Annotated in this window: 19 protein-coding genes; 4 read left to right on the top strand and 15 right to left on the bottom strand. The window is 61.8% G+C overall.

Annotation, left to right across the window (positions count from 1 at the left end; translation table 11 throughout):
• The 11 genes from HYG77_RS01225 to HYG77_RS01175 all read right to left on the bottom strand — a co-directional run bounded on the left by HYG77_RS01225 (nt 1) and on the right by HYG77_RS01175 (nt 10865).
• Nucleotides 1-519: a flavin reductase family protein gene (locus HYG77_RS01225; protein WP_208961652.1), complete on the bottom strand. Its 519-nt coding sequence runs from the start codon at nt 517-519 to the stop codon at nt 1-3.
• A gap of 81 nt (nt 520-600) precedes the next feature.
• Entirely contained in the window at nt 601-1356 is a 756-nt protein-coding gene (locus HYG77_RS01220) for a creatininase family protein (protein ID WP_208961651.1), read from the bottom strand.
• 8 nt (nt 1357-1364) lie between these two features.
• Nucleotides 1365-3248: an AMP-binding protein gene (locus HYG77_RS01215; RefSeq protein WP_208961650.1), complete on the bottom strand. Its 1884-nt coding sequence runs from the start codon at nt 3246-3248 to the stop codon at nt 1365-1367.
• 26 nt (nt 3249-3274) lie between these two features.
• On the bottom strand, nt 3275-4546 hold the full coding sequence (locus HYG77_RS01210; RefSeq protein WP_208961649.1) for an ABC transporter substrate-binding protein: 1272 nt from the start codon (nt 4544-4546) through the stop codon (nt 3275-3277).
• A 110-nt stretch (nt 4547-4656) separates the two neighbouring features.
• Nucleotides 4657-5376 (bottom strand): ABC transporter ATP-binding protein, encoded by a 720-nt coding sequence (locus HYG77_RS01205; protein ID WP_208961648.1) that lies wholly within the window; start codon nt 5374-5376, stop codon nt 4657-4659.
• On the bottom strand, nt 5363-6148 hold the full coding sequence (locus HYG77_RS01200) for an ABC transporter ATP-binding protein (protein WP_109335082.1): 786 nt from the start codon (nt 6146-6148) through the stop codon (nt 5363-5365). The genes HYG77_RS01205 and HYG77_RS01200 overlap by 14 nt, the downstream gene beginning before the upstream one ends.
• Complete coding sequence (locus tag HYG77_RS01195) at nt 6148-7137, bottom strand: branched-chain amino acid ABC transporter permease (RefSeq protein WP_109329756.1); 990 nt, start codon at nt 7135-7137, stop codon at nt 6148-6150. Before HYG77_RS01195 ends, HYG77_RS01200 begins: the two co-directional genes overlap by 1 nt.
• Nucleotides 7134-8000: a branched-chain amino acid ABC transporter permease gene (locus tag HYG77_RS01190; RefSeq protein ID WP_208961647.1), complete on the bottom strand. Its 867-nt coding sequence runs from the start codon at nt 7998-8000 to the stop codon at nt 7134-7136. The genes HYG77_RS01195 and HYG77_RS01190 overlap by 4 nt, the downstream gene beginning before the upstream one ends.
• Nucleotides 8001-8010: 10 nt before the next feature.
• Entirely contained in the window at nt 8011-8805 is a 795-nt protein-coding gene (locus HYG77_RS01185; RefSeq protein ID WP_208961646.1) for an enoyl-CoA hydratase/isomerase family protein, read from the bottom strand.
• 3 nt (nt 8806-8808) lie between these two features.
• A complete protein-coding gene (locus HYG77_RS01180) occupies nt 8809-9675 on the bottom strand; it encodes an enoyl-CoA hydratase/isomerase family protein (protein WP_208961645.1) in 867 nt (288 codons plus the stop codon).
• Nucleotides 9672-10865: an LLM class flavin-dependent oxidoreductase gene (locus HYG77_RS01175; protein ID WP_208961644.1), complete on the bottom strand. Its 1194-nt coding sequence runs from the start codon at nt 10863-10865 to the stop codon at nt 9672-9674. The genes HYG77_RS01180 and HYG77_RS01175 overlap by 4 nt, the downstream gene beginning before the upstream one ends.
• A gap of 353 nt (nt 10866-11218) precedes the next feature.
• On the opposite strand from HYG77_RS01175, the gene HYG77_RS01170 reads away from it, so the two are divergent.
• Both HYG77_RS01170 and HYG77_RS01165 read left to right on the top strand, forming a co-directional pair.
• Nucleotides 11219-11806 carry a TetR/AcrR family transcriptional regulator gene (locus tag HYG77_RS01170; protein ID WP_109329766.1) on the top strand — a complete coding sequence of 196 codons (588 nt, stop codon included), beginning with the start codon at nt 11219-11221 and terminating at the stop codon, nt 11804-11806.
• A 348-nt stretch (nt 11807-12154) separates the two neighbouring features.
• Nucleotides 12155-12508 (top strand): VOC family protein, encoded by a 354-nt coding sequence (locus HYG77_RS01165; protein ID WP_109335083.1) that lies wholly within the window; start codon nt 12155-12157, stop codon nt 12506-12508.
• Nucleotides 12509-12542: 34 nt separating this feature from the next.
• On the opposite strand, the gene fdhD is transcribed toward HYG77_RS01165, so the two are convergent.
• From fdhD to HYG77_RS01150, 3 genes are all read right to left on the bottom strand, one after another.
• A complete protein-coding gene (gene fdhD / locus HYG77_RS01160; protein ID WP_208961643.1) occupies nt 12543-13370 on the bottom strand; it encodes a formate dehydrogenase accessory sulfurtransferase FdhD in 828 nt (275 codons plus the stop codon).
• Nucleotides 13370-15673 carry an FdhF/YdeP family oxidoreductase gene (locus HYG77_RS01155; protein WP_208961642.1) on the bottom strand — a complete coding sequence of 768 codons (2304 nt, stop codon included), beginning with the start codon at nt 15671-15673 and terminating at the stop codon, nt 13370-13372. The genes fdhD and HYG77_RS01155 overlap by 1 nt, the downstream gene beginning before the upstream one ends.
• Before the next feature lie 81 nt (nt 15674-15754).
• On the bottom strand, nt 15755-16669 hold the full coding sequence (locus tag HYG77_RS01150) for a LysR family transcriptional regulator (protein WP_208961641.1): 915 nt from the start codon (nt 16667-16669) through the stop codon (nt 15755-15757).
• A gap of 335 nt (nt 16670-17004) precedes the next feature.
• On the opposite strand from HYG77_RS01150, the gene HYG77_RS01145 reads away from it, so the two are divergent.
• Nucleotides 17005-20313: a protein kinase gene (locus HYG77_RS01145; protein ID WP_208961640.1), complete on the top strand. Its 3309-nt coding sequence runs from the start codon at nt 17005-17007 to the stop codon at nt 20311-20313.
• A 31-nt stretch (nt 20314-20344) separates the two neighbouring features.
• Here the strand turns inward: HYG77_RS01145 and HYG77_RS01140 are convergent, their stop codons facing one another.
• Nucleotides 20345-20926, bottom strand: a complete 582-nt coding sequence (locus HYG77_RS01140; RefSeq protein ID WP_208961639.1) for a dihydrofolate reductase family protein — start codon at nt 20924-20926, stop codon at nt 20345-20347.
• A 42-nt stretch (nt 20927-20968) separates the two neighbouring features.
• On the opposite strand from HYG77_RS01140, the gene HYG77_RS01135 reads away from it, so the two are divergent.
• Entirely contained in the window at nt 20969-21241 is a 273-nt protein-coding gene (locus tag HYG77_RS01135) for a hypothetical protein (RefSeq protein WP_109329777.1), read from the top strand.
• Nucleotides 21242-21260 lie beyond the last annotated feature (19 nt).

Raw genomic sequence — 21260 nt, 5'->3', positions numbered from 1 at the left:
CTATCCCTCACCGATCACGAGGGTGCGGAAACGGCTGTCATGAAAGACAAGGGGTTGCGCTGTCTCATTTACCGCGGTGCTGTTGACCTCCAGAATTACAACATCGTGGTCCCCTGCGGGGATCGACGTCGAAATCCTGCAATCGAGCCATGCTGCGGCGTCGGCTAGGAATACTGCAGTGGATTCGCCTGCGAACCAGGAGATCCCGGCGAACCGGTCGACGTTCTTGGCCGCGATCTGGCGACTCGCCGCTTCGTGCGTCGATGCCAGGACCGAAATACCTAGACGGCCGTCCTTCGACAGAGTCGGCCACGTCGTCGAAGTGTGCTGCACGCAGATCGATACCAACGCCGGGTTCATGGACACTGGTGTGAACGAGGTAGCTACGATTCCCACCGGTCGTCCCTCCTGGAGCGCGCATACTGCCGCGACGCCAGTCGGATACTGCCCATACAGTCGGCGGAGCCTGGTGGTATCCCGTTCCGAGTCACCCGTCTTTACTGGATCGAAAATCATCATGGCGTACCGCCTTGGCTGAGAGATGAATTGGATTTATCGGCGTCGGATGATCGCGTAGGGGTTGCTCGCATTTCGTGCATGTCACGCACCCCTGGCACGCGCATGCTGGACAATGAGTGAGGTGACGGCGTCGAGGCATACCGTCCCGATGGATGCAGACGCGCCTGCAGGGTCTCCCAGGATTCCGTTGGGGGATATCGAATGGATGCCCTCCAGGAAGGCACGATCGAGGAGTCTCTTGTCAACCAAGCCCGCGTATCCGCGGGCAAAGCGTTCGACGCGAACCTTGTCGGGATGAAGTGCGAGCATCACGGAGGTTTCTGCGACGTCAGCATGCCCACCGACGTTGCCGCCCAGGGAGGCCACGTCCTCGGCGGCCCAGCGCCAGGCGTCCAGAATCGCTTCACTGTCGGTGAAGACGATGACCGACAGTGGTGCCAATTTGTCCGCCAGACGTAACTCGAAGTCGCGCATGACCGGGTAGTTGCCGATGTGGCCCGAGAACACGACAATCCGCTCGAAACCGGACGCAGCCAGGTGCGCGCTGTAATCTTCACAGATCGCCTCGAGAGTCGATGCGCGGAGGGACAGTGTGCCGGGGAATCCGAGGTGATGCGGCGAGTACCCGACACGAACGGTCGGCAGGACGAGCGCACCTCCGAGGTCGCGCGCGACCCGCACTGCAAGCGCGTCGGCGTGGTCAGCGTCCATCGACAGCGGTAGATGCCGGCCGTGCTGTTCGACTGCACCGAGGGGCAGAATCGCGGTGCGGGCCCCACCTGCGATTGCGTCACCGATCTCGGCACTCGTCATGTACTCGATCCGAAGTTCGTTCATGGTGGCACCTACTTGCGATCCGGCCTGGCAAATCGGGCCTGGCGGGCAATCTCGTCCTGCTCGCCTGCGTCGTACATCTCGTCGACGAGATGGGTGAAGGAGGCGAGGATGTTAGAGCGTCGGATAGTGGCTTTGGCCGTCAGCTCTCCCGCTGCCGCTGACAACGCCCGCGGCAGAACCCGGAACTTCTTCAATTGCAACGGGCGGGCGAGTTCGGAGTTGACCTCGTCGATCCATCGGGTCAGAGCAGCATCGCGGGCATCCCGAGTCATTGCCTGCACCTCGTCGCTGACGCTGAGCAGTACGGTGAGGTACTTGCGGCCTTCGCCCACAACGATCGCCTCGTCGATAAGCGGACTCGCTTTGAGCCGTACCTCTATCGGCTGCGGGCTTACGCTCTTGCCGCCACTGGTTTTGAGGACATCCTTCATTCGCCCGATGATCTTCACCTCGCCATCGGAGCTCTGCTCGACAAGATCGCCTGTGCGGTACCACCCCTCCTCCAGCGCCGAGGCCGTCGCCTCCGGATTGTTCCAGTAGCCGTCGAAGAGACATGGGCTGCGCACCTGCAACTCGCCTTCGTGGGATACACGGACAACCCACCGGGGATCGGGCATGGCCTTTCCGATGGTTCCCGGCGCTGGAAAGGCGCGATCCCACTGGGCGATCACGGAGCCGCACGTTTCCGTTGTACCGAAAAGCTCGCGAAGATCGAGACCCCACATATGCCAGAGCGCGGTTACGTCGGGGGCCATGCTCCCGGAGGCTGTCCAGCTCACCTTGATGCGATCCATGCCGACTTTCGCCCGCAGTGGCAGGAACACGTATTTCAGGCACACGCCGTAGAGGACTTCGAGGTACCTTGGCACCTGTTGCCCACGCCAGCGTAAATCGCTGACCCTGCGCGCGACCTTCATCGCAATCGAGTATCCGAAGCGGAGAGCTCTGCCGGACTCGGCAAGCGCCTGCAGTACTTCGCTGGCGAGCTTCTCGTGCATCCTCGGCGGCCACAGGACAGCAGTTGGCCGCACCCCACAGAGCGCTTCGACCCGTTGATCCATGGTGCAGTAGGTGACGACGAGCCTGGTCATTATCGGCGCGAAGACTCCGATCAGAGCCGGCGCAACATGTGAAAGTCCGAGGAATCCCACGAGGTCGTGCCGGGACCTGCCGATCTCGGGGTAGGACATCGCGAAACCAAGTACCGAGTACTGGAGTGTGCGGTGCGTGTGCCTCACGCCCTTCGGCGCTCCAGTGGATCCTGAGGTGTAAAACAGGGCCGCCAGCTGGTCGATGTCGCCCGCTTCGACAAGAAGCGAGAACAGTTCCGGCTCAGCCACAGCCCGGGCGCTCCCGACGGCGCGTAAAGACTCCCAATGTACTGCTTTGACGGTTTCCGGAAAGTCTGCCGGTTCGGCATCGAAACTGACAGTTGCACGTAAGTGCGGCAACTTGGGAGCGACCGCAGCTACTTTCGCGATATCGGACCTGCCCTCGGCGAAGATCGCGGTCGCGCCGCTGCTCTCGAGCGCGTGCTCTACCTCAGGGGTCGAGCTTGTGGGGTATACCCCGACGGGAACGCCACCCACACTCAGGATCCCGAGTGCCGCCACAACCCACTCTCGGCGGGTGGAAGACATGATGGCCACCCGGTCGCCCGGCGCCACCCCGAGATCATGGAGGCCCAGTGCGGCCGCCCGCACTTCGTCTAGATACTCGCTCCAGCTGGTCTGGCGTGCAGCGCCGTCAACCCAGCTGCAGAATGCGACCGTGTCCGGTTCGCGCTCGGCGCGGTCGCACAACATCTGCGCGAAGGTGCGATCCACGGCCTCGAATCCCGAGACGCTGCGCAGTACCGGTATTCCATCCCTGCCGCCCTCACGCGAACTCATTGAAACAGTGTTCTCCATCTCCATGGTCACTGCAATTCCTCAGCTAAGTCGTTGATTTCGGTGCCCGTGTAACGCTTGACTACCTGCCACTTCCCGTCGACTACCTGATAAATCCCGTAGTCGGGCACCGCAGTGTTCGTCGAGTTGAAATTGACGGGACCGCTGGCACCGTGATAGTCGATCGTTTCATCTCTCGCCAGGAGATCCAGGCCTTCATCCAGGGAGAACACCGGAGTGCCGCCGGAATCAGTCACGTTGTGAAGGTTCTCGGCAATCGCCGTGCCGGTGGCCTCGCCGCCGGCCGCCATGGCCAAGAGTCCCGAAACGATCGCATCGTATGCCATGGCCGCCGTTGGCTGCTGAGCGATGGCCGCACCTTGCTCGACGCCATACTCCTCGACCAGCACATCGCGCATCCCCGCGACGGACGGCGAGTCTGCCGCGACCGCGGACTGACCGTACGCGCCTTCGAGGTATTGCGCACCAACCTCGTCGAGCAGCACGGGGAAGGTCAACTCTGCGATAAATGCCCATTTGCCAGGTAACCCCGACCGCGCCCACTCGCGCACGATCGGTACAGCGGGCTCCACGGAGCCGGCGAGGAACACCATATCGGGTTGAGGCTCAAAGGCGCTGCGCACCTCCGGCAGATAGGAACTCTGTCCGCCGTTGAAAGCGACCTTCGCCACCACCTTGCCACCGAGCTTCGTGTAATAATCCTCCAACCAGCTCGACGTGCTTCGCGCTGAGTCGGAGTTTTCGTAGAGTATGGACAGGGTCTTGATGCCGTTGTCCCAGATGTTTTTAGCGACCGCCAGGCCATCGAAAGTGTCCGGACCAATAGTGCGGAAGGTGTAGGGATTGGCCTGGTCGTCGTACTCGACGATGCCGGAGTACGGAGACGCGATCGCAACCTCGCTGCGTTCTGCCTGGCTGAGCGTCGCCATGAACGTCGATGACGTCGGACCCACGATGAATTGCGCGTCGTCTTTATTGATGAGCTTGGTGACGGCGCGGACTCCATCCTCGGCGTTGAACTTCTCGTCCTCGCTCACAACCTCGAGGGTCGTCCCATTGATGCCGCCGCGCTTGTTGACATGGTTCACTACTGCTCGGGTGATCGAATCGACAGGCCCGCCGAAGACCGCCGCTTCGCCTGATAGCGGCGCGGCCACACCGATCACCGTGGTTACGCCCGACGCCCCTCCACCGTCGCCGCAACCTGTGAGCACTGCCCCCGTCGCCATGACGACGCATGCGACCGATACCTTGCCTGCTGTTGTTCTGAGTACTTTCATCGCTCAATCTCCTGTGAACTATTGCTTTGGGGGGGTCGGACTTTCTCTGGTAGAAGCGAGGAGAGTGAAGCCTGCTTCTCTTCTGCGATTGCGGTAGGCATGCGTGCTGCTCACGCCTGTGGGATTCGAGCACCCAGGAACATCTCGGCGAAGCCCGGATCAGCTAGCAGCTGCGGCCCGCTTGCCTCGTGATGGATTTGGCCCGATTCCATGAGAAATACGCGTTCGCACAGTGGCAGGATCTGGCTGGGATGCTCCTCGATAATCCATAAGACGCCGGTCCCGCTGCGCTCGATGACGCAGATCTGCTCGATGAGCGAATCGACAATCTGGGGCGCAAGACCGGTAGTGGGTTCGTCGAGAATCAACAGCCGTGGTCGCATGAGCAGCGAGGAGGCGATTGCGAGCTGCTGGCGTTGTCCGCCGGAGAGCGTTCCGGATCGCTGCTTTCGGCGCTCTGCGAGGATCGGAAACAGTTCGAACACCTCGTCCACGCGATCATGAGGCAATCGCATCGCGCGGGTGACAACTTCCAGATTGTCCTCGACGGATAGTGCACCGAAAACGTTGCGCAGCTGAGGTGTATATCCGAGGCCACGGCGTGCGCGCTCGCGGGCGGACATCCCATCGAGGGGCTCGCCACCAAGTCTGACGCTCCCGCCGCGTGCATCGACCACCCCGGCGATGGTCTGCACGAGGGTTGTCTTGCCGGCTCCATTAGGGCCAATGATGGCTGTAATCGATCCTTCTTCTGCGGCAAGAGAAATGCCCCGGATGATGTTGTTTCGACCGTAGCCGCTGGTGAGGTTTTCGACATTAAGCAGTGGCACGGCGTACTCCCAGATAGGTTTCGACAACTAGGGGGTCGCGGATGACGTCCGCCGGTGGGCCGCTTGCAATGACATGGCCGTCGTGCATGACGTACAGCGCATCGGAGATTGCGTTCATGAAGGACATGTTGTGCTCGATGACGAGCACCGTGACACCCTCTACATCGCGCAGCTGACGCACTGTCGCAGATAAGCGGTCTTGATCGTCGGGGTTGAGGCCCGAGGACGGCTCGTCGAGCATCAACAGCGACGGCGGTTCCATGAGCAGCCGGGCGATCTGCAGTAGGCGGCCTTGGCCGATCGACAGATCTCCCGCCCGGACGTTCGCCAATTCGACCAAACCCAGGCGATCAAGCAGAATCCATGCACGGTCGACCAAGCTGCGCTCACTCGCCGAGATCGCGCGCGGAGACGTGAAGAGGCGTGAGAGGCGCTCGCCTGGCACAGTGCGCACAGAGGTGAGCAAATTCTGCACGACTGACATGTCAGTGAAGTCAGCAGTGTTCTGGAACGTGCGCTTCAGACCCATCCGCGCAAGTTGATGCGTCGGAGCCCCTGTCACGACACGCCCGTCGAACACGACCGTCCCTGCATCAGGCTTCAGGAAACCGGAGACTGCATTGAACAGCGTGGTTTTGCCGGAGCCGTTTGGCCCAATGAGTCCTGTAACCTTGCCCCGGCTAACGGTCATATCGACACCGTCGAGCGCCCGGAGCTGACCGAAGCTCTTCACAACGCCCTTCACTTCGAGCAAGGGATTCGGTGCAGTCATCAGCGACCACCTGCCACAGAAGTCGCCAACACAGCAGGTGTCACGGAGGGGGAGCGTGGTGGCGGGTAGACGGACAGTCGCGGCCGGAAGAGGCCACCCGGCCAGAACAGGAGAATCACAATGAGGACCAAACCTTGCAGTGCGTCCTGAAGGCTGGCCAGCAGCTCCGGTGTAATAAAGTCCACTTGAATGTATGTGAGGCCCTCCCGCAGGCCCAACAGAACAACCGCACCAAGAATCGCGCCGACATTGCTGCCTGTCCCGCCGATAATCAGAGCAATGAAGACCGTGAAGGTGATATTCACGTTGAAGAAAGTCGGAGTAAGGATCGACAGATACCACACATACATCACTCCGGCCAGACCCATGAAGAACGCCGCAAAGACGAAAGCTTTGAGCTTTACCGCGTATACGTTCACCCCGAGCGAACGTGCCACTGCTTCGTTCTGGTTGATCGCGAGCAGACTTCGGCCGAACGCCGACCGAGTCACCCGCCGGAAGAGCAAGAAGCTGATTCCTAGAACAACCACAACGATCGCAGCGACGAACAACACCTGCGCTCGACCCGGGACGATATCGAGGCTGGGCACCGGCGCATTCAGCAGCCCGCGCGCCCCATTGGCGATCGCCGGCTGGTTGATGAACAACTGGCGGATCACCTCGGCAAGCGCAAGCGAGACAACGGCGAGGTACTCCCCACCGACCTTCAGCAGGCCGCTTCCGACAACGAACGCGAGCAGAGCTGATACAAGACCACCAATGATTGCGCCCGCCCACCACGGCAAACCGAGCCCGAGAAGGTATGTGTATGACCCGGACGGTGCCGGCAGAACGGTGAGTGCGTAGGCATAGGCGCCGACACCGAAGAATGCCGCCACACCGAAATTCACCATCCCGCCAACGCCGAACTGAAGGTTCAGTGCCAGGGCTGCGACGGCGTAGATCCCCATTAGAGTGATCAGTCCGCCAAGAATCAGCAGAGTGCTCATGCGACACGCTCCTTCGGCCCGCTGAAAAGGCCCTCAGGCCGGATGAACACGACCAAGGCGATTACCGCGAACACAACCATCTGGGTGTATTCGGACGGAATGACAAGGGTCGCGAGACTTGACGTAAGACCGACGAGGACTGCCGCGAGCATCACGCCATAGATACTGCCGAGCCCGCCGATGATTGCGGCGGCGGAGATGATCAACACCTGATCCCAGCCAAGCTCAGGGTAAATGCGTGCGGTGAAGGCGATGAGCGTTCCCGCCAGCGCAGTCAGCGCACTCGCTACCGCCCAGGTGATGTATTGCAGATAAGTGGTGTTGACACCGCGAATCTGAGCCAGTGCCTGATTGTTGGCCATCGCGCGCAACGCCCGTCCGCTGTAGGACTTCGACAGCCAAAAGTGCAGTGCCATGACCACCAGAGCGGCAATGACGATTACAGCGACCTGATCGATTCCGGCCACGGCAATCCCACCGATACGGAAGGTCTCTTGAAGAGGGACGTCGAGTGTCTTTACTCCGTATCCCGTGAAGACCTCGATCATTGCGTGAATGAAGAACGCGAGACCGACAGATGCGATCATGGGGATATAGTGCGGACGCCCGCGCATCGGCCAGAAGATCAGCCGAGCTGATACGACGCCCGCCACCGTCGTGACCGCGATCGCCGCGAGACACGAGACTATCCAGTGAAACCCGAGCAGCACGTTGAACCCGTACGCGCTGAACCCACTGAGTACGATCAGCTGGGGCAGCGCGATATTCAGGAAGCCCTCCACCCGGCGCACCAATTCGAAGCCCACGGTCGCGAGCAGCAGAACCGCACCGCTGACCAGGCCCGCAACGAGGACGGCTAACATGACTCCACCCTCATCCCTGACCTCCTCGAGTGCGACTGCCGTTCCAGCTATCTCGTAGTCCACGGGCGACGGGGTCATCGAAGTACTCGGCGGCAGACCCAAGTGTGCGATGCAGGGAGACCTCGTCGCGTGAGTCGTCGGAATCGTTGACACTGCGTTTCAATGCGCTGTAGAGCACCGGTGCCTTGGCCCCGGCCTCGCGCGCCGATGCGACAGCCGCAGCGACAAGCTCTGCGGGGTCCGCGAGGACATCGACGAGACCGATTTCCAACGCGGTTTCAGCATCGAATAGTTCCCCCGACAACAGCAGTCGCTTCGCGGTACGTGCTCCGAGTAGTCGGGCGGCACGCTGAATACCCTTATCGGCCGGTAGGAGGCCGTTATTGATCTCTGGGAATCCAAAACGCGCACCGTGGACGGCCAGCACAGTATCGGCGAACAGAGCAATCTCCATGCCACCGCCCACACAGTGACCATTGATCGCGCTGATCACCGGTCGCGGGTATCTGTCCATTGCTACAAGTAGCGTGTGAAACTCCCGCATCCGGGCGTCCAACTCTTGTTGGGGTGCTTGTTCGAGTTCCTTTATATCGCCTCCGGCGCAGAAGAATCGTTCTCCCTGGCCTGTGAGGACGACGGGGGGTGCTTCACGCATCTCGGTGAGGTCGGCAAACAGCGCCGCGAGATTGCGAATGGCTGATCGGTTCAGTGCGTTTGCCGGCGGCCGGTCCAAGGTGACGACAAGGACACCCGTAAAGTCCGCGGCGGTGAACCCGGCGGTTTGTGTGGTCTCAGGCCCTCTCATGCTTCACCCGGCAACTTCTTGCGTCGCCGGGGAACCAACGACGAGGTGGTCATCGCGGCGGGCGGAGGGAAATTGGGCCGGTCGCCCTTCGCGGAAGGCTTGTCGGGCCTCGGCGTAGTCTGCGCCGGCGAAGTTGAGGGTTTCCAACGCAGCCGACAATTCCTGCTGCGGAAGGGCGTTGGTCAGCCAACCAGAGTTCAGTGAACGCTTCGTCCAGCGGATTGCCTGCTGCGAGCCCTGGGCAAGGTCATCGGCGATCGCCAAGGCGCGTTCGAGCACGGCGCCTTTCGGTTCAGTGAGGCTCACCAAGCCGATCCGCTCGGCCTCCGCACCGGTCAGGCTTGCGGACGTCAGCTGGTAGTACTTAGTTTTGGCCATGCCGACCAGCAGCGGCCAGATCAGGGAAGAATGGTCGCCGGCAACCACCCCGATGCGGGTATGGCCGTCCAGAAGCAAGGCGTCTTCAGCAGCTACGCTGATATCCGCGAGCAATGCCATCGACAAACCCCAGCCCACCGCTGGTCCGTTGATCGCGGAGATGAGAGGCTTGTCCATGTTCAGGAGGGTCGTAATCCGCCGCCGCTCATCCTCCATGAGTTCGATCGCGTCATCCAGAGTAGGGTCTGGTTCGCGTACGTCCATGCCCGTGCAGAAACCGCGGCCGGCGCCGGTGATGACAGCCACACGCGTGTGGGGGTCTCGGTCAACGTCCTCCCAGATTTCGGACAGATGCTTGAACATCGGCAGCGTCAGGGAGTTGAGTCGCTCGGGACGATTGATGGTGATGAGGAGTACCCCGTTCGGCTTGCGCTCGATCAAGATCTCCTTCGGGTATCGGCTGAAAATGTCGTCCGTGGCCAATGTGCTCATCGTGCTTCTCCTACCTCGACACTGTTTCCGGTTGTTTCATTCTGTGCACTTTCGAACGCTTCGACCTCGGCGTAGTGGGCCGGCCGGGCGGCGCGAATGTCGTCCAGAACCGCGGCAGGGGTGCGCACCACAGCGCGGGGGTTCTTGAACTTGGGGATTACGTACTTGCCGAAAAGTTCGATCGACTTCATCAATTCCCTGTGGGGGAGCCCGTCGATGCGCATAACGAGCGAGTCGGCACCCAAGTCGGCGAACCGCTGTACCTGGGCGACACAGTCGTCGGGATCGCCCACGATGAAGCCAGAGGAGTCCTCGAACATGTAGCGCTCATCGTTGAAGTCCAGATGCTTGACGGCTCCCATGTACTGGTAGTCGTCGGAGAGTTTCGAGAGGCGTTGGTACGCGTCGGTCGAGAGCGCGACCGATTCAGTGAGGCTTCTCGCCCATTTGACGGCTTCGTCGCGTGTTTCTGCGCAATGCATACCGCCGCCGACTGCAACGAGCTTCTGTGCCTGAACTGGGTAGGTGTGCGTCGCGCCGTCGAGAGCGTCATCGTAGATACGCAGCATATTCTCGAGGAATTCGAAGCCTAGGTAGAAGCCTCCGACGATCGCGCCGACGCCGAGCTCCGCCGCAGTTCGAACAGACTCGGGACTCCCGGTCGCCATGTGGATCGGAGGATAGGGAGTCTGAAGTCCTCTGGGTACGAGGCTTCGTGGTGGGATCTTGTAGTGCTCGCCCACAAAGGAGAAGACGTCGTTGTGCAGCGCGCGGCGAATGACTTCGAGCCCCTCGATCTGCTGGGCCTTGTTTTCCGTCGGTGAAACCTCAAAGGCCCGCAGTGCAAGGGTGGTGTTGCCTCGGCCGACACCGAGTTCCACACGGCCGTTGGACAGAATGTCCTCGGTGGCCAGCCTCTCGGCGACCCGAAGCGCGTGGTTGATGCGTGTGGGCAACAGGGTCACCAGGTGCACGAACCGAATGCGTGAGGTCAGCGCCATCAGGTACGGATAGAGGACCTCTGGCGCGGACGTCGTCGCCGTGCCAATCGCCACATGCTGCTCAGAGGTGCCGAACGCATCAAAACCCACCTCTTCGGCGAGGAGGACCTCGTCGACGAGCTCCCGGTAACGGTGCTCGTGGGTATGCCCCGGGGGCGTTTCGCCCTCGCTCATGAAGATGAATCGCATGGCCACAACCTTTCGTGTGTGAATGCGCATTAACGTGAATGGGCATTAACGTAGAACGGGAGTGTGAGCTTGTCAACACTCGGCGGGCATTTGGGCGCTTTCACTCGCCACGGCTCGCAACATGCCTGGCCAAGCGCGCAAGTGTGCGGTCGCGCGGGGAGTGTGGGCCCGCAGCTAACACCGGCAGGTGTCCGACTGCTGTCCGATTGTGTTAATGAGTGTTACTATTGGTCGCATGGAGCTGATCAAGGTGGATGCGGGCGACGCTTGCAGGCGGTGTGCCACTCGGCATGTGCTGATTTCAGATTTCTCGGGCTGCCCCGTTGCTGTTGTGAACCATGAAGGCTGACCAGATGCCGTCAGCCGCGCCAACGGTTCGCCGGTCACGCCGGGAGCTGCTGCTGGAAGTCGCCGCCGATTTGTTCCTGCACAAACCCTACGACTCGGTTACGGTCGAGATGATCTGCGCGAAGGCGGGAATCTCCGCTCCCGGGCTCTATCGTCACTTCCAGAACAAGCAGGCCCTCCTCATCGCAGTGGTGGAGAATCCGTTGGAGTTTCTCCATCAGTCCGCCCGGGCGACGGTGGAGTCGGAACCCGATCCGCGTGCTGCGCTGGACGCCATGGTCGAATTCCACATCAGGTCGGTCCTGTCTGCGGCTCCGACAACGCTGATTTTCCTCAAGAACGAGCACGCGTTTCCCGAAACGGATCGCCGGCGCATTCGACGAGCGATGAATATGTACGCCGAGGAGTGGATTTCGACAGTGTCGCTGCTGCGGCCAGAGTTGTCGGATCCGGAGGTACGCCTGCTTACGCAGGCGGTGTTCTCGATGTTGAATACCGTACCCACCCTCAACAAAGGGCTTGACCAGGAGTCGATCGTCAAGACGATGTCAACTGCGGCGGTCCAGGCATTGACCTCTCCTCGGGCCGAGTGAGGTCGGACCTGCCGGATCGATCAGGCGCCTACTTGACGTTGCGATGGCGGCCGGTACTGGCCTGAAAGTTGACCCCGTCGATCGGATATCCTGATTGAACGGGGTTTGGCGTTTGATCGTCGACGATCGAGCGAAGGCGACTTCCGCCTGTGTCGGTCGCACCAGTCTCGGCGTCGAATCTTCAAATTTGCTGTTGCACAGTCGAATACTTCAGACCGAGCGATCCTCGATGCGGCACGTGGAACGGAACAGTGACGCCGGCCCGGGTGTCGCGCAATGACAGGATCCGCGCCCTTCGGTGCGGAAGTGCCTGGCCGGTCCCGCAACCCGAATCTCAGGGAGGCTCAATTGAGCGAACATAATGTGCGAATGATCGTCCTGTCGACCGACAACTTGGACGAATCGGTCCGGTTCTACTGCGAGACCCTGGGAATGCCGTTGAAGTTCCGCGACGGGGACCACTTCGCGGCCCTAGATGGAGGGACAATCACCGTCGCGTTGGCGACTGCGGTGGACCATCCCATGCCCGGGCAAGTTGTCGTCGGCATAAGGACCGCCGATGTCGACAGTGCGGCGAAGGCCGTGGAAGCCAACGGCGGTGGCATTGTGGGAGGCCCGTATGACCACGGACACGAACGCCGTGCAGTGGTCTACGACAATAACGGCAACGGCTTGGTCTTCTACAGCCCGCTGACCCGATAACACAGGACTGTCGGGGCCCGCGCATTCCATGTGGTCAGCCCTGCATTACGCGATGCGTGTGGGTGTAGAGGTTCATGTTCTGGCCGCGAAGAAACCCCACGAGTGTCAGTCCTGTTTCGTCTGCGAGGTCGACAGCGAGTGACGACGGCGCGGAGACAGCGGCAAGTATGGGTATGCCTGCCATTGCGGCTTTTTGGGCGAGTTCGAACGAGGCGCGACCGCTGACCATGAGGATGCTGCCCCGGCAGGGGATGCGGTGTTGAGCGATTGCCCAGCCGACGACTTTGTCTACGGCATTGTGTCGGCCGATGTCTTCGCGGAGGGCGAGTAACTGCCCGTACTGATCGAAAAGTGCGGCTGCATGTAAGCCACCGGTGCTGTCGAATACCTTCTGCGACTGGCGTAGTCGGTCGGGCAGTGTCGCCAGAACATCGACATGCACCGTGGTGCTGTCCTCGGCCGGGGAATGGACCGTCGCGAGGCGAACGGCGTCGAGCGATGCTTTCCCGCATACTCCACATGAGGAGGTTGTGTAGAAGTTGCGTTCGACACCGGATTGGGGTGGGGGGATGCCCACGGTGAGGGTGATGTCGAGGACGTTGTAGGTGTTGAGGCCGTTGTCGTCCACTCCGTCGCAGTAGCGGGCCGAAGCGACGTCGTCAACGCTGCTGATGACTCCTTCGGTGAGGAGGAAGCCGTGCGCGAGTTCGACATCGTGGCCTGGGGTGCGCATGGTGACCGCGAGCGGGGAGCCTCCGACACGGATTTCGAGTGGTTCCTCGACGACGAGTGTGTCGGGCCGAGTTGTGGAGTTCGGTCCACGCACGCGCACGATGGGGCGACGAGTAGTGATGCGTCCCATCAGGGTCGGTGCTCGAGCCGAATCAGGATGGCTTTGCTGACGGGCGTGTTGGATTTGTGTGCGACGTGGTCGAGGGGAATGAGGGGATTGGTTTCGGGGTAGTAGGCGGCGGCGTTGCCGACAGGCGTGGGGTAGGCGACGAGTCGGAAGTTGTCGGCTCGTCGTTCTTCGATGTTCCCGCTCCGGTTCTTCCATTCGGAAATCAAGTCGACGTGGTCGCCGTCTCGGTATCCGAGTTTTTCGATGTCGTGGGTGTTGACGAACAGAACTCGCCGGCCGCCTTTGACGCCGCGGTAGCGGTCGTCGAGACCGTAGATGGTGGTGTTGTACTGGTCGTGACTTCGCATGGTCTGCAACATGAGTCGGCCAGGCGGGACAGGTAGCCACACGAGGTCGTTGACGGCAAAATTCGCTTTACCGGTCTCCGTCTGGAACGTGCGTGAGTCTCGCGGCGGGTGGGGGAGTCCGAACCCCTCTTTCTGTCGGACCTTGGTATTGAAGCCGTCGAAGCCGGGCACGACGCGCGAGATCGCATCCCGGATGAGGTCGTAATCGGCGGTGAACGACGTCCACGGCACGGGATGGCCGGGGCCGAACAGTGTCTCGGCGATGCCGCAGACGATGGCAACTTCGGAGCGCATGTGGATGCTCGACGGGTTGAGACTTCCGCGGGAACGGTGGACCATCGACATCGAATCCTCGACGGTCACGAACTGCTTGCCAGTCGCCTGGACGTCTTTGTCGGTGCGGCCGAGCGACGGCAGAATGAGTGCGGTGCGGCCGTGAACGAGATGGCTGCGGTTGAGTTTCGTGGACACCTGGACGGTCAGCGAACAGTTCCGGAGGGCGGCCTCTGTGACGTCGGTGTCGGGTGTGGCGGACACGAAGTTGCCGCCCATTGCCATGAACACCGAGGCTCGCCGTTCGCGCATGGCGCGGATGGAGTCGACGGCGTCGAGCCCGTGTTCTCGTGGTGAGGTGATGCCGAATTCGGTGTCGAGGGCGGCGAGGAACGATTCTGGCATCTTCTCCCAGATGCCCATGGTGCGGTCGCCTTGGACGTTGGAGTGCCCGCGGACGGGGCATACCCCGGCTCCGGGTTTACCGATCATGCCGCGCATCAGCAGCAGGTTCACGGCTTCTTCGATCGTGGCAACACCGTGTGTTTGCTGGGTCAGTCCCATCGCCCAGCAGATGATGGTGGCGTTCGACTCGATCAGGGCCTGCGCTGTGTCGTGGAGTTGTTCGATTGTCAGGCCGGTGGCGTCGACGACCGTGCCGAGATCGACTCTGCGGATGTGATCGAGCCAAGCGTCGAACCCCGCGGTGTGGCGGTCGATGAAGCGTCGGTCGAGGACGGTGCCTGGTGCGGCGTCCTCGGCGGCGACGAGCAGTTTGGCCAGCCCCTGGAAGAGGGCCATGTCGCCGCCGATACGGATCTGCAGGAAATCGTCGGAGATCGCGGCTCCATCGCCGATGACACCATGAACCTTCTGTGGGTCTTTGAACCGCAGCAGTCCGGCTTCGGGAAGCGGGTTGATGGCGATAACCCGGGCGCCGTTGGATCTGGCTTTTTCGAGTGTGGAGAGCATGCGTGGATGGTTGGTGCCCGGGTTCTGGCCGGCGATGAGAATGAGGTCGGCGTTCTCGATATCCGGAACGGATACGGATCCTTTGCCGATGCCGATCGAGGCGGTCAGTGCGCTGCCGGACGATTCGTGACACATGTTCGAACAGTCGGGCATGTTGTTGGTGCCGAAGGAGCGAATCAGTAACTGGTAGAGGAACGCCGCTTCATTGGACGTTCGGCCAGAGGTGTAGAAGATCGCCTCATGTGGGCTACCCAGCGCGTTCAGTTCGTCTGCGATGATGCGGTTCGCGTCATCCCATTCGATTGGTTCGTAGTGTGTGGCGCCTGGGCGTAGCACCATGGGGTGGGTGAGACGTCCCTGCTGTCCGAGCCAGTACTCGGTGCGGCCGAGGAGATCGTCAATGGAGTGTGCGGCGAAGAAGGCTGGGCCGACGGTCCGCTTGGTGGCTTCTTCGGCAACGGCCTTGGCGCCGTTCTCGCAGAATTCGGCGTGCTTGCGGTGGCCGGGTGTTTCCGGCCAGGCGCAGCCGGGACAGTCGAAGCCTTTGCGCTGATTGAGTTTGGCGAGAGTGGCAGCGGTGCGCGTAGCACCCATCTGTGACATGCCGCGTTGAAGTGATACGAGCACCGCCGGTACGCCTGCGGCGTACTGCTTGTTCTTCGTCACGACGATGCTGTTCTCGTCGTATTCGTAGTCGTCTCGACGAGCCATCAGCAGTGCAGCCTTCCCCAGGTTTACAGACAGTCGGTCGAGGATGCACCACGGATATGGGTTGTGTCCAAGATACCCGTCCTACTGGTCGATAGGCGTCGCCGATGATGTCTGGTCGAGGACCGAAGCCGTCGCTTCGAGAGCCTGAACGAGGAGGGATGACGGGCCTTCTGCGCGGGTGATCAACCCGACCACTGGAGCTGTGCGACCTTCGATGAGTGGAGTGGACCGGAGGCCGGGTGGTTCACCGAATACTTTGAACCACACCTGAGGCACCACTGCAGCCCACTGCCCGGTCTTGACGTGGGCATAGAGGGAAGCGATGGAATCGGTTTCGACTTGTGCGGTGTGGACTGCTCCGTCGTCGGCGAAATAGTCGTCGAGGATGCGCCTGCCGCGCATGATCGACGGCAATGTGCACATCGGCAACGTCGACGCTTCGCTCCAGGAGATGTCGGCGCGGCGCGGGAGGGCCGGATCGTCGGCGGTCAAGAGTGCGTATCGCTCGCGATAGAGCGGGAAAGTGTGGTAGTGCAGGGCGATGTCGTCGTCGAGGTAAGTGATGCCGCCGTCGAGCTCGAAGCGATCGAGCCGAGCTGTGATTTCGCTCGAGGACAGGTCTTCGGCGAGACGAACCGTGATGAGGGGATGCCGCAGACACAGTGGGCTCGACAGGTCGGCGACTGTCGCGGATGCGGTGGGAATGACCCCTATTCGGAGGGTGCCGGTGACGCCCGACCGTAGGCTGGCGGCCTCGTGTAGGAGTGATTCCTGGTTGGCGAGAATTCTCTGAGCCCAACGTACGATCTGCTCGCCCTCCACTGTGAGGCCTTCGAACTTGCGGCCTCGAACGATCAGCGGCAGATCGAGTTCGATCTCCAGTTTGCGGATCGCCTCCGACAAAGCCGGTTGAGAGACAGCACATGCATCCGCTGCGCGAGTGAAGTGCTTCTCACGCGAGAGAACGACGAGGTACTCGAGCTGCCGGAACTGCACAGCATAATCTTCTCATCCCGTCTCGCTCCCCGGAGGAGGCGGCGAAGGTTTGCGGCTCGACAGCCGAGTATCGGATGTGTTGTTTGGTGCCAAGGTCACCTCTCTCGCATCGCTGGCCAGGGTCTAGGCCAGGTCCGTTCTGGCCGTTTCGTGGATCGTGGTGAGGCCTCCCCAGGCGACTGCAACGGGACCAGACGGTCGGTATCGATGATTCGGATCAACACAATTGCCCCGACTCGGTGGCAGGTGGCGTTACCCTGAATTCAGATCATTGAGGAACAAAGAAATGCTGTGTCTTTGGGGTACCGCCGGATCGAGTGAATCGCCAGCTGCGCATGGCAAATGGTGATCCACTCGAGACTCAGCGTGACGTGGCGTCCGCCGTCGTTGCGGAGTTGACCACGGCAGGGTTTACGGAGGTCCACGAAATCGGACGTGGCGGCTTCGGCCTTGTCTACCGTTGTGGGCAACCCTCGCTGGACCGCACTGTCGCGGTGAAGGTCCTCACCGCCAATCTGGACGAAGACAACCGGGCACGGTTCTTTCGAGAGCAGCGGGCGATGGGCCGCCTTACGGGTCACCCGAACATCGCTAACGTGCTCCACATTGGAACCACAACCAGTGGTCGGCCCTACATCGTGATGCAATACCACTCACACGGTTCGTTGGACACCCGAATCCGTCGGCATGGCCGACTCGAGTTGGACGAGGCTCTGCGATTCGGAGTGAAGTTGGCCGGCGCGCTCGAGACCGCGCACCGGCTCGGCATCCTCCATCGAGACGTAAAGCCGGGGAATATCCTGATCACCGATTACGACGAGCCGGCCCTGACCGACTTCGGCATCGCTCATTTTGCTGGGGGATTCGAGACCTCGACGGGCATTCTCACCGGATCCCCGGCTTTCACAGCCCCCGAGGTCCTCGAGGGAGAGGAGCTGCCCAGCGCGGCCTCAGACATCTACAGTCTCGGCGCGACCTTGTTCTCCGCCGTGACCGGGCACGCAGCTTTTGAACGTCACAGCGGCGAGCAATTAGTCGCACAGTTCATTCGCATCACTACCCAACCGGTACCAGATCTCCGCGAGCAGGGAATTCCGGATGATGTCAGCGCGGCTATCGAACACGCGATGTCAGAAAATCCTCGGGAGCGTCCCCTCAGCGCGGCGCAGTTCGGTGACGAACTACGCCGGAGTCAGCTCGCTCACGATTTCCCGGTCGAAGAGATGAACCTGCTCGCCGAACGAGGCGCGAAGCGCTCCGAACAAGACCAACCAAGAGCCCGTCGCCGCTCCACCGCCGGCCTCCTCCACAACGCGATCCCGCCGTCAACGTGGGGAGCGGCGGGAGATCTTCCGTCGGACCTCACCAGCTTCGTAGGCCGCCGTCGCGAGCTGGCCGACGCCAAGGCGAAGTTGTCGACCTCCCGTCTGGTCACCTTGACCGGGATCGGAGGGGTCGGCAAAACGCGCCTTGCACTACGCGTTGCGACGGAGGCGCGGCGCGGATTCAGCGGCGGTGTGAGGTTGGTCGAGCTAGGCGAACTGAACGAGCGGTCACTGCTCGTGGATGCGGTCGCTGCGGCCGTCGGAATACATCATCGCTCGGCACGACCGCTTGAACGCGTAATTGCGGAGTTCCTCGCCACACGCAACCTTCTGCTTGTTCTGGACAACTGTGAGCGTTTGGTGGATGCAGTCGCCACGCTCGCCGGGAAACTGCTTCGGACCTGTCCCGAGGTGCGGATTCTGGCCACGAGCCGGGAGGCCCTGGATATCGAAGGGGAAGCGGTGCTGCGCGTACCGCCGCTGACGATCCCCGACGCCGACGATGAGTCGTCCCTGCGCGGGTTTTCCCAGTATGACGCGGTGACGCTGTTTTTGGAACGTGCCGCCGCTGCGGTGTCCGGGTTCGAGTTGACCGAGGAAAACCGGATCACGGTAGCGCATATCTGCCGGGCACTTGATGGTCTACCCCTGCCGATTGAGTTGGCGGCCGCGCGGTTGCGGGCGATGTCCGCCGACCAAATCGCCGAACGACTGAATGACCGGTACAAACTGCTGACCCTGGGACGCCGCGGTGCGCCGAGGCGCCAACAGACGCTGTGGTTGTCGATGGACTGGAGTTACGACCTGTGCAGTTCCTCGGAACGGCAGCTGTGGGCACGCGTGTCGGTATTCGCCGGGAGCTTCGAATTGGACGCGGCGGAGGGCATTTGCGTGGGGGAGGAGGCTCCTGAGGATCTGCTCGACGTGCTCACGGCGTTGGTCGACAAGTCGATCCTGATCAGGGAGGCACCGGGCGGAGTGGTCCGTTTCCGCCTTCTCGAGACGGTACGTGACTACGGCCGACACAAAGCAGAGCAGTCCGGTGATTACGAGGCGTTGCGCTCGCGGCACCGGGATTGGTACGAGAGGTTGGCACTGACAGCGGAGGCGGAGTGGGTCAGTTCGCAGCAGTTGAAATGGATCGCACGGCTCGGGCGCGAGGAGTCGAATCTGCGTGAGGCGATGACGCTGTGCCTATCCGAGGTAGGCGATACCGACCCCGGGGCCGGGCTGCGGATCGCAGCTGCGCTGTATCCCTTCTGGCTTACCCGCGGCAAGCTCACCGAGGGACGATACTGGCTCGACCGAGCCCTCGCCTGCCATCCTCGGCAGCCAACCGCGACACGAGTCAAAGCCCTCTACTACAGCAGCGTGCTGTCCGAACTTCAGGGCGACCTCCCCGCTGCGACTGCGCTGGTCGACGAGGGGCGATCCTTGGCTGAGCAGATCGACGACCCGATGACGCATGCACTCGTCGCACAAGCGGAAGGGCTACTCGCGCTCAACAACAGCGACCTCCAGCGCGCGAGCGGGCTTCTGGAAGAAGCCCGCACCATGTACGCGACACTGAACGACGACCATCGGAAGGTTGCAGTTGAGTATCTACTGGGTATGGCATATGGACTGCGTGGGGACATTCCGCGGGCGATGGCATGTCATGACAGGGTTATCGCGATGACGGAGGATCTGGGCGAGTCGATATATCGCTCGTATTCGTTGTGGTCCATGGGTGTTGGGGTATGGCAGCAGGGAGATACGAATCGTGCCGCTCGCTTGCTTGAAGACAGCTTGCGGCTCGGCCGACTGGCGGACGACCAGATTACCGTCACCGTGTGTCTGGAATCCCTGGCGTGGCTCTGTGACGAGCGCCATGCACAGCGTGCCGCGGTGCTGATGGGCGCCGCCGAGGAATTGGGGCACACCGTAGGCAGCTCGACGGTGATGTTCCCCCACCTCCTCGTCCACCATGAAGAGAACAGGCGCCGGATTCGCCATACACTCGGTGAGCGCGCCTTTCAAGCCGCCCATCGGGAAGGGCGCGCGCTCGGAACTCACGATGCCATTGTGTATGCCCTGAACGAACAGCCCAGGGACACGACGCGGCCCGCCGGTATCGCGACGAACCTGACCAAACGTGAATGGCAGGTTGCCGACCTGGTAGCAAAGGGTTTGACCAACAGGGCGATCGCAAAGAGTCTCGTCATCTCGGACCGTACCGCCCAAGGCCACGTAGAACACATCCTGAGCAAGCTCGGATTCACCTCACGAGCACAGATCGCGGCCTGGTTCGTTGACCAGACCCAAGGCGAACAACTCTGACTCGTGAGCTCCGCGTACCCGCTCGGATCGGTCAACGGCGCACCCGATAGCGCAGGTGAAGCACCCGATTGCCTTGAAGCACCACGTCAGGATCCTCCAAGAGGTGCTGCGCGTGGACCGACCCGAAGAAACGCTTGCCGGACCCGAACACCACGGGTGCGACGTCCATGCGCACCTCGTCGACCAAACCTGCGGCAAGCACCTGGCCACCGACGTCGCCAGCGGCGACCTCGACGATGCGGTCACCCGCGAGCTCCTGCGCCTTGGCCACGGCTGCGTCGATGCCGTCGACGAAGTGAAACGGCGCCTCGGGGTCCCAGCCCTCGGGCATCGGCCGGTGCGTCACGACGATCACGTGGTCGATTCCGCCCGGAGGCTTTCCGTCCCAGCCGTCCGTCATGTCGAAGACGTGGCGGCCGACGATTGTCGCCCCGATCTGATCCCAGTACGGCCGGGTGTAGTCGTAGGACGTCTGCGACATCTTGATCTCGCCGCTCTCGTCCAACGGGACGTCACCGCTGGACAACCAATCGAACAGCGGTCCGGGCTGGTCGTCCTCGTCCGCGATGAAGCCGTCCACCGACACCGAGCTGTACATGACCACCTTGCCCATGGGGCTCTCCTCTGCTCTGGGGTGCCCCAAATGTAGCGGGTCGTGAGCGGTCGCTCCTTCGAGCAGGCCGCACGGGTGTTCTCGCGAATCCGGACGGCACGACCGCGATATCGAACACGGGCGGGCCTTCACCTCCTGCCCACAGCGGCGGGGCTCTGGTACGAGTTCGAATACGGGGCCGCCCTGCGGGTGAACCCGGAGCCGCTCAGGGAACCTCGACACGAGGTCCTCGCGACCGACGCCCGCAAGCAGGAACGCGGTGACGCGGTTTCCCACCACGACGTGCTCGACCAGGTCACGCACCGAAATCTGTGACGGTGTGGGCAGACGCCTG

Source organism: Rhodococcus sp. ZPP, from assembly GCF_017656075.1.
GTDB lineage: Bacteria > Actinomycetota > Actinomycetes > Mycobacteriales > Mycobacteriaceae > Rhodococcus_F > Rhodococcus_F oxybenzonivorans.
This window is presented reverse-complemented; position numbering and strand designations above follow the sequence as displayed.